Raw genomic sequence first — 14,438 nt, forward strand, 5'->3', positions numbered from 1 at the left:
AAATGTTATGATCCCGCGTCCGTCGCTGTGGTCGTTCCCCGCGCGGCACTTCATCTGTGGCATATGAAATAAATTAAAAAATATCTAAGGAAGTCTCTCCATGCTCGCCAAATTAACCCGCCTGTTCCCGCTCTGGGCCGTGCTGCTCTCGGTCGCGGCGTATTACTCACCCTCGACGTTTCTCGGTATTGGGCCGTGGGTCACTTACCTGCTAATGCTGATCATGTTCGGCATGGGCGTCACTCTGAATATTGATGATTTCAAACGTGTGCTGACGCGTCCGGCACCGGTTATTGCCGGCACCTTTTTGCACTATCTGGTGATGCCACTCGCCGCCTGGGGCCTGGCTAAGCTATTCCACATGCCGCCGGACCTTTCAGCCGGGATGATCCTGGTGGGCAGCGTGGCCAGCGGTACCGCGTCCAACGTGATGATCTATCTGGCGAAGGGCGATGTGGCCCTGTCCGTGACCATCTCTTCAGTGTCTGCGCTGGTGGGTGTGTTCGCCACGCCGCTACTGACGCGCTTCTATGTCGATACTCACATTCAGGTCGATGTGATCGGCATGCTGCTCAGCATTATTAAAATCGTGGTTATCCCGATTGGTCTGGGTCTGATCATCCACCACTCAATGAACAGCGTGGTGCGCCGTGTTGAGCCCTATCTGCCGGCATTTTCCATGGTCTGCATTCTGCTGATTATCAGCGCAGTGGTAGCGGGTTCTCAGGGCTTTATCGGTTCTGTCGGCCTGGTGGTGATTGCGGCGGTGATCCTGCATAACGCCATCGGCCTGCTGGGCGGTTACTGGGGCGGCAAGCTGTTTGGCTTTGACGAATCCACCTGCCGCACGCTGGCACTGGAAGTGGGTATGCAGAACTCCGGTCTGGCGGCAACGCTGGGCAAACTCTACTTCTCGCCACTGGCCGCTTTGCCGGGTGCGCTGTTCTCGGTGTGGCACAACCTGTCAGGTTCGCTGCTGGCCGGTTACTGGTCGGGCAAACCGATTGAGAAGAAGCAGAAGTAATCCTGCGAGCGGGCGGCCAAAGTGCCGCCCGCTGTCTATTTACTAAAGTTTTAGATAAGCGCGGATCCCATCCAGGAACATCTGCGTTGCCAGCATAATCAAAATCAAGCCCATCAACCGCTCCAGCGCGTTAACGCCTTTGTCGCCCAACAGGCGTAAAAACAGTCCTGACATCAGCAGAATGACCACGGTAACGCCCCAGGCAATCAGCAATGCACCAACCAAATGTGACATCTGATTAGGATATTGATGTGACAGCAGCATCAGCGTGGCTAACAGCGAAGGGCCTGCGACCAGCGGAATCGCCAGCGGCACCAGAAACGGTTCTTCACCTGCAGGTAATCCGCTGGTGCTGGTTTCGCCAGAGGGAAAAATCATGCGAATGGCAATCAGGAACAGGATGATGCCGCCGGAGATCGAGACGGTTTCGGTGCGCAAATTCAGGAACGCCAGAATACGTTCGCCGGTAAACAGGAAAAGCAGCATGATGATCAGTGCGATCAGCATTTCACGTATTAGCACCGCGCGCCGGCGCTTGGGTTCGAGATGCTTAAGCACCGACATAAAAATCGGCAGGTTGCCTAGCGGATCCATAATCAACAGCAGCAATATGGTCGCAGATATCATTTCAGTCATAGGTAATAGCCATCCCTTGTTCCCGTCATTTTTCAACTAAGGTGCGTTGGCGGCGATGGGCTTCCGGAGCGCTGACTCGCGTAGCCGATCGAGATACTCCGAATTTCCGCCTGCCCGTACCTCGATTCATTGAGGGGAGTATTAGTTGTACTGCTGAAAAAGTTGGCGCAATCGAATTAATTCACTTGCCAGAAAGCCTGCATTTTGTAGAGTTGGAGGTCGCAGGTAAACCTGATTATTACGCAGATCAACTGGATATTCCGCTTGGTCTTTTCCTCGCACCACGAAGGGCACAGTGATAACGCCCCGGACGGACAGAAAATGAAGAATGTAGGCTTTATTGGTTGGCGTGGCATGGTCGGCTCTGTGCTGATGTCACGCATGAGTGAAGAACGCGATTTTGATGTGATTAATCCGGTCTTCTTCTCCACGTCTCAGCTTGGTCAGGCAGCACCGACATTCGGCGGCAAGTCGACCGGTGCGCTGCAGGATGCTTTTGATATCGAGGCGCTGAAGGCGCTGGATATTATTATCACCTGCCAGGGCGGTGACTACACCAGTGAAGTTTACCCTAAGCTGCGTGAAAGCGGCTGGCAGGGTTACTGGATTGATGCGGCCTCGACGCTGCGCATGAAAGATGACGCCATCATCATTCTCGATCCGGTTAACCACAATGTGATTCGTCAGGGCCTCGACAACGGTATCAAAACCTTCGTCGGCGGTAACTGTACCGTCAGCCTGATGCTAATGTCACTCGGCGGCCTGTTCGCTAACGATCTGGTGGAGTGGGCCTCTGTCGCTACTTATCAGGCGGCGTCGGGCGGCGGTGCGCGCCATATGCGTGAACTGCTGACCCAGATGGGCATGTTGCACGACCACGTGGCGAAATCCCTGCAGGATCCGGCTTCGGCGATTCTGGATATCGAACGCAGCGTCACCGATTTCACCCGTTCAGGCACTTTGCCGACCGACAACTTCGGCGTACCGCTGGCGGGCAGCCTGATTCCATGGATCGACAAGCAGCTGGATAATGGCCAGAGCCGCGAAGAGTGGAAAGGCCAGGCAGAAACCAACAAGATTCTGCGCACCAGCAGCGTGATCCCAGTGGATGGTCTGTGTGTGCGCGTCGGTGCACTGCGCTGCCACAGCCAGGCATTCACCCTGAAGCTGAAAAAAGATATCCCGCTGAACGAAATCGAACAGCTGCTGGCTTCTCATAACGAGTGGGTGAAAGTGGTGCCAAATGACCGCGAAATCACCATGCGTGAACTGACCCCTGCAGCGGTGACCGGTACGCTGACCACGCCAGTGGGCCGTCTGCGCAAACTGAACATGGGGCCGGAATACCTTTCCGCCTTTACCGTGGGTGACCAATTGTTGTGGGGCGCGGCTGAACCGCTACGCCGCATGTTGCGTTTGCTGATCGACTAAGCGCAGCGACAAAGCAGACAGGCCGGGATTTCCCGGCCTTTTTTATGCCAACCAGGTTGCAAAACTTAACCCAAATTGCGCCTGACAAGTGATCCGCTTCCCCTTTTTGCTTGCCCGACAAGATTTTTTTGCTTTCCCCCCTGGCTTCTGCCAGCCCCAAGCTATGATTTAACAGTGATGTGCCGGTTGTTTACTGTTTTTGCTTTCCGAACTGAATGGTTGTTGTACACGGCAAAGATCTTCTCCCATGGACGGTGTCCTCTCTTGCTGATGTACGTATGGCTCAATGAAAAGCAGCGCACCAGAGGCGGCATTGTTGTCCACTCCGGTCGCCTGCGCAAAATCATAGGAAGAAAGTCATGTCAGAGCTTCCCGATCGCCAGGCGATCAATGCCCTTTTTGCCGGGAATTATGCCGATCCCTTCTCTTTTTTGGGGATGCACCAAACTGTCGAAGGCCTTGAAGTGCGCGCGCTGCTGCCCGACGCCTCCGAAGTCTGGGTGATTGAAACCAACACCGGACGCAAATGCGCGCAGCTTAAATGCCTCGATTCACGCGGCTTCTTCTGCGGTGTGATCCCACGCCGTAAAAACCTGTTTCGCTATCAGCTGGCGGTCACCTGGCACGGCCAGCAAAACCTGATCGATGATGCCTATCGCTTCGGTCCTCTACTGGCCGAAATGGATGCCTGGCTGCTCGGCGAAGGCACGCATCTGCGCCCGTATGAAACGTTAGGTGCACATAACGCCACCATCGATGGCGTCAGCGGCACCCGTTTCTCGGTGTGGGCACCGAACGCACGTCGCGTCTCTGTGGTGGGCGAATTCAATTTCTGGGACGGTCGTCGTCACCCGATGCGCTTCCGCCGTGAGCTGGGTATCTGGGAGCTGTTTGTGCCGGGCGCGGTGAATGGCCAGCTGTACAAATATGAAATTATTGATGCGTCAGGGCAGATGCGCATCAAAGCCGACCCGTTTGCCTTTGAAGCACAGATGCGCCCGCAAACCGCCTCAATGATCTGCGGTTTACCGCCGAAGGTGGAGATGCAGCCGCAGCGCAAAGCCGCCAATGCTTTTGATCAGCCGATCTCGATTTACGAAGTGCATCTGGGATCCTGGCGCCGCCACACCGACAACAACTTCTGGCTGAGCTACAAAGAGCTGGCCGAACAGCTGGTGCCTTACGTCAAAGAGATGGGCTTCACCCACATTGAACTGCTGCCGATCAACGAACATCCGTTTGATGGCAGCTGGGGCTATCAGCCTCTTGGCATGTATGCACCCACGCGCCGCTTTGGTACCCGCGATGAGTTCCGCCACTTTATCGCCGCAGCGCACGATGCCGGCCTAAATGTGTTGCTTGATTGGGTGCCGGGTCACTTTCCCAGTGACGATTTCGGATTGGCGAAATTTGATGGCACCGAACTGTATGAGCACAGCGATCCGCGTGAAGGCTACCATCAGGACTGGAACACACTGATCTACAACTTTGGACGCCGCGAAGTCAGTAACTATCTCTCCGGCAACGCGCTGTATTGGATGGAGCGCTTTGGCATTGATGGCCTGCGTGTGGATGCCGTGGCATCGATGATCTACCGCGATTACAGCCGCAAAGAGGGCGAATGGATCCCTAACCACTTTGGCGGGCGTGAAAATCTTGAAGCGATTTCCTTCCTGCGCCACACCAACCGCACACTGGGCCGTGCGGCACCGGGCACCATCAGCGTGGCAGAAGAGTCCACCGACTATCCGGGTGTGACACGCCCTTCTGAAGATGGCGGCCTCGGCTTCTGGTTCAAATGGAACCTCGGCTGGATGCACGACACGCTCGACTACATGAAACTCGATCCGGTGCACCGTCGCTATCATCACAACCTGATGACGTTTGGCATGCTTTATAACTACACCGAAAACTTCGTGCTGCCGCTGTCGCACGATGAAGTGGTGCACGGTAAACGCTCGATTCTTGATCGCATGCCCGGCGATGCGTGGCAAAAGTTTGCCAACCTGCGTGCCTATTACGGCTGGATGTGGGGCTTCCCCGGTAAAAAGCTGCAGTTTATGGGCAACGAGTTTGCGCAAGGGCGTGAGTGGAACCACGATTCGAGCCTCGACTGGCATCTGCTGGAGGGCGAAGACAACTGGCACAACGGCGTACAGCGTCTGGTGCGCGATCTCAACCACAGCTACAAACACTTCACGCCATTACATCAACTTGATTTCGATGCGCAGGGCTTTGAATGGCTGGTGGTCGACGATCATGAAAACTCGGTGTTTGTGTTTGTGCGCCGCGATCGTGACGGCAATGAAATCATCGTTGCCAGTAACTTCACGCCGGTGGCGCGCCACGACTACCGCTTTGGCGTCAATCAACAAGGCGGCTGGCGTGAGGTGCTGAACACCGATCAGCAGGATTATCACGGCAGTAATATCCGCAATCACGGCATCGTGCATACCGATAACATTGAGAGCCACGGTCGGGCGCAATCCCTGAGCCTGACCTTGCCGCCGCTGGCCACGATTTGGCTGGTGCGGGAGGGCGACTGATGCTGGAGCCCGGGCAGCCAACGCCGTTGGGCGCCCATTACGATGGGCGCGGCGTTAACTTCACGCTGTTTTCCCGCCATGCCGAGCAGGTGGAGCTGTGCCTGTTTGACGCGCACGGCGTTGAGCGTCGCTTTACGCTACCCGCGCGCAGTGGGGATATCTGGCACGGCTATTTTTCGGCATTAAAGCCCGGCCAGCGTTACGGCTATCGCGTCCACGGTCCGTGGGCACCACAGCAAGGTCATCGTTTTAACCCCGCCAAACTGCTGGTGGATCCCTGCGCGAAAGCGGTGGTGGGGGATATTCCCGACGATCCGCGTTTTAGCGGTGGTGAGCAGCAGCCGGATGAGCAGGATAACGCCGCCATTGCGCCGAAATCACTGGTGATCGCTGAAGATTTTGACTGGGATGATGAGAAACCACTGCGTACGCCGTGGGGCAAGACGGTGGTGTATGAGGCGCACGTGCGTGGCTTAACCCGGCAACATCCGGAAATTCCGGAAAGGCTGCGCGGGACTTATGCGGCACTGGGCCATCCTGCTATGGTGAAGTACTTACGCCATCTCGGCATCACCGCGCTGGAACTGCTGCCGATAGCGCACTTCGCCAGCGAGCCGCGTCTGCTACGACTCGGGCTGAGCAATTACTGGGGTTACAACCCGTTCGCGCTGTGGGCGGTGGATCCGCGCTATGCCTCCGGCGAGCAGGGTTTAACGCCCTTGCAGGAGTTTCAGCAGGCGGTGAAAGCGCTGCATGCGGCGGGTATCGAAGTGATCCTTGATGTGGTGTTCAACCACACTGCCGAGTTGGAAGAGATTGGCCCCAACATTTCACTGCGCGGCGTGGATAACGCCAGCTATTACTGGCTCGACGCGCAGGGTGAATATCAAAACTGGACCGGCTGCGGCAATACGCTCAATCTCAGCGATCCGCAGGTGATGGAATGGGCATTAGAAGCGCTGCGCTATTGGGTGCGGGACTGCCATATCGATGGCTTCCGTTTTGACCTCGCCAGCGTGCTGGGTCGTACGCCGGACTATCGGCAGGATGCGCCGCTGTTCATCGCCATTAAAGCCTGTCCGGTGCTGTCACAGGTCAAATTGATTGCTGAACCGTGGGATATCGGCCCCGGCGGCTATCAGGTGGGCAATTTTCCCGAAGGATTCGCGGAATGGAATGACCATTTCCGCGATGCCGCGCGCCGTTACTGGCTGCACGGCCAGCTCAATAATGGCGAATTTGCCCGGCGGTTTGCCGCCTCCAGCGATGTGTTCCAGCGAGAGGGACGCTTGCCGCACGCCAGTATCAATCTGATCACCGCGCATGACGGTTTTACGCTGCGCGACGTGGTGAGCTTCAACAATAAACACAATCAGGCCAACGGCGAAGACAATCGTGACGGCAGTAGCAGCAACTTCAGCCACAACCATGGCAAAGAGGGGCTACAGGTCAATTTCGATATTGTCGAACGTCGTCGGCGTAGCGTGCATGCTCTGCTGACCACGCTGCTGTTGGCGCAAGGTACACCGATGCTGCTGGCCGGGGACGAACGCGGTCACAGCCAGCACGGTAACAATAACGCGTACTGTCAGGACAACCCACTCACCTGGTTGCACTGGCATCAGGATGATTTTGGACTGGTCGACTTCACTGCCGCGTTAATCCGGCTGCGTCAGCGCATTCCTGCACTGACAGCGGATCGCTGGTGGCAGGAGGGCGATGGCAATGTGCAGTGGTTCAATGCCAGCGGCAAACCACTGGGAAATGAGGAGTGGGAACAGGGGGCGCACAGAATGCAGATCCTGCTCTCCAGCCGCTGGTTAATAACAATCAACGCCACGGAATCGGTGAGTGACCTTGCCTTACCAGACGGAGAGTGGCGTGCCATTCCTCCTTTCGCCGGGGAAGATAACCCCATCCTGACAACTGTCTGGCACGGGCCCGCACGCGGCGTGTGTGTGTTCCTAAAGCAATCATAAGGAGTCAGACATGGTTAAGTTAGATAGAACAGATCCACTGATGCTGGCGCGCCAGCTCCCTACACAAACGGTGGCGTTGATCCTTGCTGGCGGGCGCGGTACGCGTCTGAAAGATCTCACCGCGAAACGCGCCAAACCTGCCGTTCATTTCGGCGGCAAGTTCCGCATCATCGACTTTGCGCTGTCGAATTGTATCAATTCGGGTATTCGGCGCATCGGCGTGATTACCCAATATCAGTCGCATACGTTAACGCAGCACATCCAGCGTGGCTGGTCGTTATTCAACGAAGAGATGAATGAATTTGTCGATTTGCTGCCGGCGCAGCAGCGTGCATCCACCGAGCATTGGTATCGCGGTACCGCCGATGCAGTTTCGCAGAACCTCGACATCATTCGCCGCTATCGAGCGCAATACATCGTGATTCTCGCCGGGGATCATATCTACAAAATGGATTACTCGCGCATGTTGCTCGATCACGCTGAACGTGGCGCGAAGTGCACCATCGCCTGTTTGCCGGTGCCGCTGGCGGAAGCCACCGCATTTGGTGTGATGGCCGTAGATGCGAACAACAACGTGGTGGATTTTGTGGAAAAACCGCCGAAGCCACCGTCAATGCCGGGTGATGACACCAAAGCGTTAGCCAGTATGGGAATCTACGTGTTCAACGCTGATTACCTCTACCAGCTATTGGAAGAGGATTTGCTGATCCCTGAATCGAGCCACGATTTCGGCAAAGATTTGCTGCCAAAAATTGTCGCCAGCGGTGAAGCCTATGCGCACTCCTTTACCTTGTCGTGCGTACAGAACGATGAAAACGCTGAGCCTTACTGGCGCGACGTCGGGACGCTGGAAGCCTACTGGCGCGCTAATCTTGATCTGGCCTCGGTCACGCCGGAACTGGATATGTACGACCACGACTGGCCAATCCGTACGCATATGGAACCCTTGCCGCCCGCCAAATTTGTGCAGGATCGCTCGGGCAGCCATGGCATGACGATGAATTCACTGGTTTCCGGTGGCTGCATTATCTCCGGTTCCGTGGTGGTGAATTCGGTGTTGTTCCCACGCGTGCGCATTAACTCGTTTTGCAATATCGACTCATCGGTGCTGTTACCGGATGTGGTGGTCAATCGTTCCTGTCGTCTGCGTCGTTGCGTGATCGATCGCGCCTGCGTGATTCCGGAAGGCATGGTGATTGGTGAAAACCCTGATGAAGACAGCCGCCGTTTTTACCGTTCAGAAGAAGGCATCGTTTTGGTGACGCGCGCCATGCTGGCCAAATTGGCTGGCTGACCACGAACGCAACGAGCAAGCACATAATCGCCGCGGGGAACGCGCGCGATAACACAATAGGGGTCCAGGATGCAGGTTTTACATGTCTGTTCAGAACTTTTCCCGCTGCTGAAAACCGGCGGGTTGGCTGATGTCGTCGGCGCATTGCCTCAGGCTCAGATTGCGGGTGGTACGGATGCGCGGGTATTGCTTCCCGCGTATCCGGATTTGCGTAAAGGGATTCCTGACACCGAGATCGTTGCGGAATTGCATACTTTTGCTGGCCCGGTCCGTTTATTATTTGGACAATTCAATGGCGTTGGCATTTATTTAATTGATGCGCCGGGATTGTATGAGCGTCCCGGCAGCCCTTATCACGACACATCGCAGTTTGCCTACGTGGATAACTATCTGCGTTTTGCGCTGCTGGGCTGGATGGGTGCCGAGCTGGCCAGCGGGTTGGATACCTACTGGCAACCCGATGTGGTGCACGCGCATGACTGGCACGCGGGGTTAACCTGTGCTTACATCGCGGCCCGTGGACACCCGGCAAAAACGGTGTTTACCGTGCACAACCTCGCGTATCAGGGGCTGTTCAATGCGCGTCATCTGGATGAAATCCAGATCCCGCGCAGTTTCTTCACCATGCATGGCCTGGAGTTCTACGGACAAATTTCGTACCTCAAGGCGGGATTATTTTATGCCGATCATATAACCGCAGTCAGCCCGACGTATGCTCTGGAAATCACCCGGCCAGAATTCGGTTATGGCATGGAATCCTTGCTGGAGCAGCGGCTCAAAGAGGGCCGGCTGAGTGGCATCCTAAATGGCGTTGACCCGGGCATTTGGGACCCGGCGCACGACCTGCTGCTGACGGCGCGTTACGATCGGGAAACGCTGGAGAGCAAAGCGGAGAACAAGCGCCAACTACAGATCGCCATGGGCCTGAAGGTGGATGACAAAGTGCCGGTATTTTGTGTCATCAGCCGTTTGACCAAACAGAAAGGGCTGGATCTGGTGCTGGAAGCGTTACCGGGGCTATTGGCGCAAGGCGGGCAGCTGGTGCTGTTGGGCCAGGGCGATGCAGAGTTACAACAAGGTTTCCTCGCTGCGGCGGCGGAACATCCAGGCAGCGTCGGCGTACAGATCGGTTATCACGAAGCCTTCTCACACCGCATTGTCGGTGGCGCCGATGTGATTATGGTGCCGAGCCGTTTTGAACCGTGCGGCTTAACTCAGTTGTACGGTTTGAAATATGGCACATTGCCGTTAGTGCGCCGCACCGGCGGGCTGGCAGATACCGTGCAGGACAGTTCGCTGGAGAACCTCGCTGACGGGGTCGCAAGCGGTTTCAGTTTTGAAGACAGTAACGCCTGGTCGCTGCTGCGGGCGATTCGACGTGCTTTTGTCCTCTGGTCCCGTCCTTCTCTCTGGCGCTACGTTCAGCGGCAGGCGATGGGGATGGATTTTAGTTGGCAGGTGGCCGCACAAGCCTACCGCGATCTTTATCAACGTTTGCTGTAATCAGAGATTGGGATACTGGATATGAATGCACCTTTCACCTATGCCTCACCCACGCTTACGGTTGACGCACTGAAGCACTCAATCGCCTATAAACTGATGTTTACTATTGGTAAAGACCCGTCGATCGCCAATCACCATGAGTGGCTTAACGCCGCCTTGCTGGCGGTGCGCGATCGCATGGTAGAACGTTGGTTGCGCTCCAGCCGTGCGCAGCTGTCGCAGGATGTGCGTCAGGTTTACTACCTGTCGATGGAGTTCCTGATGGGACGCACGCTGGGCAATGCATTGCTGGCGATGGGTATCTATGACGATCTCAATCAGGCGCTGGAGGAGATGGGGCTAGACCTTAGCGAACTGATGGACGAAGAGAACGACCCGGGGCTCGGCAATGGCGGCCTGGGTCGTTTAGCGGCGTGTTTCCTTGACTCGCTCGCCACCCTCGGTTTGCCGGGACGCGGTTACGGCATTCGCTACGATTACGGCATGTTCAAGCAGAATATTGTCGACGGTCAGCAGCGTGAATCGCCGGATTACTGGCTGGAATACGGCAATCCGTGGGAGTTCCAGCGCTTTAACACGCGCTACAAAGTGCGTTTCGGTGGCCGTCTGCAGCATGAAGGTGCGCGCGTTCGTTGGCTGGAAACCGAAGAGATTATCGCGGCGGCTTACGATCAAATCATTCCGGGTTTCGATACCGATGCCACCAACACGCTGCGCTTGTGGAGCGCGCAGGCCAGCAATGAGATCAACCTCGGCAAGTTTAACCAGGGTGATTACTTTGCGGCGGTGGAAGATAAAAACCATTCAGAGAACGTATCGCGCGTGCTCTATCCGGATGACTCCACCGATTCAGGCCGTGAACTGCGTTTGCGTCAGGAGTATTTCCTCGTCTCCGCCACGGTGCAGGATATTTTGAATCGCCACTGGCAAATGCATGAAACCTGGGACAACCTGGCGGATAAAATTGCTATCCATCTTAATGACACCCACCCGGTTTTAGCCATCCCTGAATTGATGCGCTTGTTGATCGACGATCACAAGTTCAGCTGGGATGACGCTTTTGAGGTCACTTGCCAGGTGTTCTCGTACACCAACCACACATTGATGAGTGAAGCGCTGGAAACCTGGCCGGTGGATATGTTCGGCAAGATCCTGCCGCGCCACCTCAGCATTGTGTTTGAAATCAACGATTACTTCCTGAAAACCATCCAGGAATACTATCCGGATGATTGGGATTTGATGTCACGCATCTCGATCATCGACGAAAACAACGGCCGCAAGGTGCGCATGGCGTGGCTGGCGGTGGTGGTCAGCCACAAGGTGAATGGCGTTTCAGAGCTGCACTCCAATCTGATGGTGCAGTCGCTGTTTGCTGATTTCGCGCGCCTGTTCCCGGGGCGTTTCTGTAATAAAACCAACGGCGTGACGCCGCGTCGCTGGCTGGCGCTGGCCAACCCGGCGCTTTCTGATGTGCTGGATGAGACGATTGGTCGCACCTGGCGAACCGACCTCAGTCAGCTGAGCGATCTGACGCCACACATCGATTATCCGGCCTTTATCGAGCAAATTTCCGACGCCAAATTCGCCAACAAAAAACGTCTGGCGGATTGGGTGGCGAAGAACATGGATATTGTGCTAGATCCGCATGCGCTGTTCGATGTGCAGATCAAACGTATCCATGAATATAAGCGTCAGCTGCTTAACGTGCTGCACGTCATCACCCGTTATAACCGCATCAAAGCCGATCCCACCGCGGATTGGGTGCCGCGCGTGAATATCTTCGCCGGTAAAGCGGCGTCGGCCTATTACGTGGCGAAGCACATCATCCATCTGATCAACGATGTTGCCAACGTGATCAACAACGATCCGCAGGTGAAGAACAAGCTGAAGGTGGTGTTTATTCCTAACTACAGCGTGAGCCTGGCGCAGATCATTATTCCGGCGGCGGATCTGTCCGAGCAGATCTCTACGGCAGGCACCGAGGCGTCCGGCACCAGTAACATGAAGTTTGCCCTCAATGGCGCGTTGACCATCGGTACGCTGGATGGTGCGAACGTCGAGATGCGCGAGCATGTGGGTGCGGAAAATATCTTTATCTTCGGCAACACCACGCCGCAGGTCGAGCAGCTGCGCAAGGATGGCTACAACCCGCGTAAATATTATGAGGAAGATGCCGAGCTGCACCAGGCGCTAACGCAAATTGCTAGCGGTGCATTCAGCCCGGGAGAGCCAGGTCGCTATCGCAATCTGTTTGATGCGCTGGTGAACTTCGGCGATCACTATCAACTGCTGGCCGATTATCGCAGCTATGTGGATGCGCAGGATAAGGTGGACAAGCTTTATCGTCAGCCGGATGAGTGGCAGCGCCGTGCGGCATTGAATATCGCCAACATGGGCTACTTCTCAGCAGACAGGACGATCCAGGAGTACGCGGACGAGATTTGGCATATTTCGCCGGTGAGATTGTAAGGTATGAAATGGGTCGCCATTAAAGGCGACCCTGAACGCAATGGATGAGATTTTCGAAGGGTGCGCTTTTATACGCACCTATAAAGCATTACTTGAGAGTGATGCTTTTCACGATCGCATCAGCATCGCTCTGCGCCTGCTGCTGATTGTCGGCTGGAAGAGTGATCTGCAGGGTCAGCAGTTTGCCATCCACTTTTGCCAGAATCACGGAAGACCATGAGGTTTGGTTGTTGGCCGAAATCACGGTATCCAACTGCTGAGCGGGCTGATCTTTCAGCGTCACCGCTTTGTTAGAAACGACCTGCAACTGCGGATCGCGACCGCGCTGCTGCTGTTCCAGACGCTGTGACAAGGCATCCAGCGCTTCGTTGGTCGGATCGCCCGCAATCACAATAATTGCGCGCTGGCCGGTTTCATCGGCGTACACATGCATATTGGTAGATTCAGAACCGAGTTTACCGCTTTTATCAGACATGCCCGCCGGCAGACTGAAGCTCAGCTTGCCGTCCATCAGGTTCACCGTCTGGGCTGACTGGCTGGCGCTGGCACCGTTGCTGCCTGCCGCCGCATCTTCTTTCTTCTGATCACAGGCCGCAAGGCCTAACACCAACAAACCAATACCCGCATATTTCACTAAGTTACGCATTCTTTTCCCTTTGATGATTCCAGTCAGGTGCTTTCTACCCGGTATAAAAACGGAATCGGCGATCAAAAGCAACCGCCGGTTTGTCAGGAAATCTTAGCGCGCTGCGGCGTTTCGTCTATGTGCAATTAGCCGAAATTGATCTGACGCTGTGTCGAGCGCTCTGCCAGACGTTTTAGCAGGCTGTTCAGCAACACACCGTAAGCAGGCAGGAAGAAAATCATGCAGATCAGCACTTTGAAGCTGTAATCCACCAGTGCGATCTCCACCCAATGCGCGGCCATGAACGGGTCCGGGCTCTTGTAGAAGGCGATGAAAAAGAAGGCCAGCGTATCGCTGATATTGCCGAGGAACATGGCTGCAGCAGGGGCGATCCACCACTGCGGTAAACGACGCAAACGGTTAAAAACGTGGACATCCAGAATCTGACCGAGCGCATAGGCCATAAAGCTGGCACTGGCGATACGTGCGACAAACAGATTCACCTGTTCCAGCGATGCCCATCCTTGCCATTCGCCCTGGTAAAACACACAGGACACCACGTAAGAGATAAACAGCGCCGGGATCATCACCGCCAAAATAATACGACGGGCTAACGGCGCGCCAAAGATGCGCACGGTGAGATCGGTAGCGAGGAAGATAAATGGAAAGCTAAAGGCACCCCAGGTGGTGTGGAAGCCGAAGATGGAAACCGGCAGCTGGACCAGATAGTTACTGGACGTGATCACCAGCAGATGGAATAGGGAAAGCCAAAACAGCGCATGCATGCGCTGACGTGCAGAGAAATCAATCATGTGAGACCTTTTTGAGTAATGGGGTGAGGGAACCCAACAATCCTCTTCATACTTCGCATTGTCGCTTCGTTGGCTAAGTTCGCGTACCCCAGCCACTTACTTATGTAAGCTCCTGGGGA

The 14,438-nt window shown here is 55.5% G+C and carries 10 protein-coding genes; 7 read left to right on the forward strand and 3 right to left on the reverse strand.

Annotation, left to right across the window (positions count from 1 at the left end; genetic code table 11):
- Positions 1-100: 100 nt before the first annotated feature.
- Positions 101-1,024 carry a ketopantoate/pantoate/pantothenate transporter PanS gene (panS, locus tag QMZ65_RS20570; RefSeq protein ID WP_034827093.1) on the forward strand — a complete coding sequence of 308 codons (924 nt, stop codon included), beginning with the start codon at positions 101-103 and terminating at the stop codon, positions 1,022-1,024.
- A gap of 42 nt (positions 1,025-1,066) precedes the next feature.
- Here the strand turns inward: panS and QMZ65_RS20575 are convergent, their stop codons facing one another.
- Positions 1,067-1,660 carry a YhgN family NAAT transporter gene (locus QMZ65_RS20575; protein ID WP_034827091.1) on the reverse strand — a complete coding sequence of 198 codons (594 nt, stop codon included), beginning with the start codon at positions 1,658-1,660 and terminating at the stop codon, positions 1,067-1,069.
- A 321-nt stretch (positions 1,661-1,981) separates the two neighbouring features.
- On the opposite strand from QMZ65_RS20575, the gene asd reads away from it, so the two are divergent.
- The 6 genes from asd (at position 1,982) to glgP (ending at position 12,882) form a co-directional block, all read left to right on the forward strand.
- A complete protein-coding gene (gene asd, locus QMZ65_RS20580) occupies positions 1,982-3,091 on the forward strand; it encodes an aspartate-semialdehyde dehydrogenase (protein ID WP_097118913.1) in 1,110 nt (369 codons plus the stop codon).
- A gap of 359 nt (positions 3,092-3,450) precedes the next feature.
- Complete coding sequence (glgB, locus tag QMZ65_RS20585; protein ID WP_160834056.1) at positions 3,451-5,637, forward strand: 1,4-alpha-glucan branching enzyme; 2,187 nt, start codon at positions 3,451-3,453, stop codon at positions 5,635-5,637.
- The gene (gene glgX, locus QMZ65_RS20590) at positions 5,637-7,616 is read left to right on the forward strand and encodes a glycogen debranching protein GlgX (RefSeq protein ID WP_283216607.1); all 1,980 of its coding nucleotides are present in this window, start codon (positions 5,637-5,639) and stop codon (positions 7,614-7,616) included. Before glgB ends, glgX begins: the two co-directional genes overlap by 1 nt.
- Before the next feature lie 10 nt (positions 7,617-7,626).
- The gene (gene glgC, locus QMZ65_RS20595; protein ID WP_283216608.1) at positions 7,627-8,910 is read left to right on the forward strand and encodes a glucose-1-phosphate adenylyltransferase; all 1,284 of its coding nucleotides are present in this window, start codon (positions 7,627-7,629) and stop codon (positions 8,908-8,910) included.
- A 69-nt stretch (positions 8,911-8,979) separates the two neighbouring features.
- Positions 8,980-10,413 carry a glycogen synthase GlgA gene (glgA, locus tag QMZ65_RS20600; protein ID WP_034827086.1) on the forward strand — a complete coding sequence of 478 codons (1,434 nt, stop codon included), beginning with the start codon at positions 8,980-8,982 and terminating at the stop codon, positions 10,411-10,413.
- Between the two features lie 21 nt (positions 10,414-10,434).
- Positions 10,435-12,882: a glycogen phosphorylase gene (gene glgP / locus QMZ65_RS20605; protein WP_160834059.1), complete on the forward strand. Its 2,448-nt coding sequence runs from the start codon at positions 10,435-10,437 to the stop codon at positions 12,880-12,882.
- Between the two features lie 88 nt (positions 12,883-12,970).
- Here glgP and QMZ65_RS20610 read toward each other — a convergent pair whose 3' ends face one another.
- Together QMZ65_RS20610 and QMZ65_RS20615 are read right to left on the reverse strand one after the other, a co-directional pair.
- Complete coding sequence (locus tag QMZ65_RS20610) at positions 12,971-13,528, reverse strand: DcrB family lipoprotein (RefSeq protein ID WP_034827084.1); 558 nt, start codon at positions 13,526-13,528, stop codon at positions 12,971-12,973.
- A 125-nt stretch (positions 13,529-13,653) separates the two neighbouring features.
- Positions 13,654-14,319, reverse strand: a complete 666-nt coding sequence (locus QMZ65_RS20615; RefSeq protein ID WP_034827083.1) for a 7-cyano-7-deazaguanine/7-aminomethyl-7-deazaguanine transporter — start codon at positions 14,317-14,319, stop codon at positions 13,654-13,656.
- Positions 14,320-14,438: the final 119 nt, after the last annotated feature.

Source organism: Pantoea sp. EABMAA-21, from assembly GCF_030053335.1.
Lineage (GTDB): Bacteria > Pseudomonadota > Gammaproteobacteria > Enterobacterales > Enterobacteriaceae > Pantoea > Pantoea communis.

What these genes read in the sequence shown, in the direction of transcription:
- panS (WP_034827093.1), top strand. Translation starts at nt 101, where the DNA reads ATGCTCGCCAAATTAACCCGCCTGTTCCCGCTCTGGGCCGTGCTGCTC.
- QMZ65_RS20610 (WP_034827084.1), bottom strand. Translation starts at nt 13,528, where the DNA reads ATGCGTAACTTAGTGAAATATGCGGGTATTGGTTTGTTGGTGTTAGGC.
- asd (WP_097118913.1), top strand. Translation starts at nt 1,982, where the DNA reads ATGAAGAATGTAGGCTTTATTGGTTGGCGTGGCATGGTCGGCTCTGTG.
- glgA (WP_034827086.1), top strand. Translation starts at nt 8,980, where the DNA reads ATGCAGGTTTTACATGTCTGTTCAGAACTTTTCCCGCTGCTGAAAACC.
- QMZ65_RS20615 (WP_034827083.1), bottom strand. Translation starts at nt 14,319, where the DNA reads ATGATTGATTTCTCTGCACGTCAGCGCATGCATGCGCTGTTTTGGCTT.
- glgP (WP_160834059.1), top strand. Translation starts at nt 10,435, where the DNA reads ATGAATGCACCTTTCACCTATGCCTCACCCACGCTTACGGTTGACGCA.
- QMZ65_RS20575 (WP_034827091.1), bottom strand. Translation starts at nt 1,660, where the DNA reads ATGACTGAAATGATATCTGCGACCATATTGCTGCTGTTGATTATGGAT.
- glgC (WP_283216608.1), top strand. Translation starts at nt 7,627, where the DNA reads ATGGTTAAGTTAGATAGAACAGATCCACTGATGCTGGCGCGCCAGCTC.
- glgX (WP_283216607.1), top strand. Translation starts at nt 5,637, where the DNA reads ATGCTGGAGCCCGGGCAGCCAACGCCGTTGGGCGCCCATTACGATGGG.
- glgB (WP_160834056.1), top strand. Translation starts at nt 3,451, where the DNA reads ATGTCAGAGCTTCCCGATCGCCAGGCGATCAATGCCCTTTTTGCCGGG.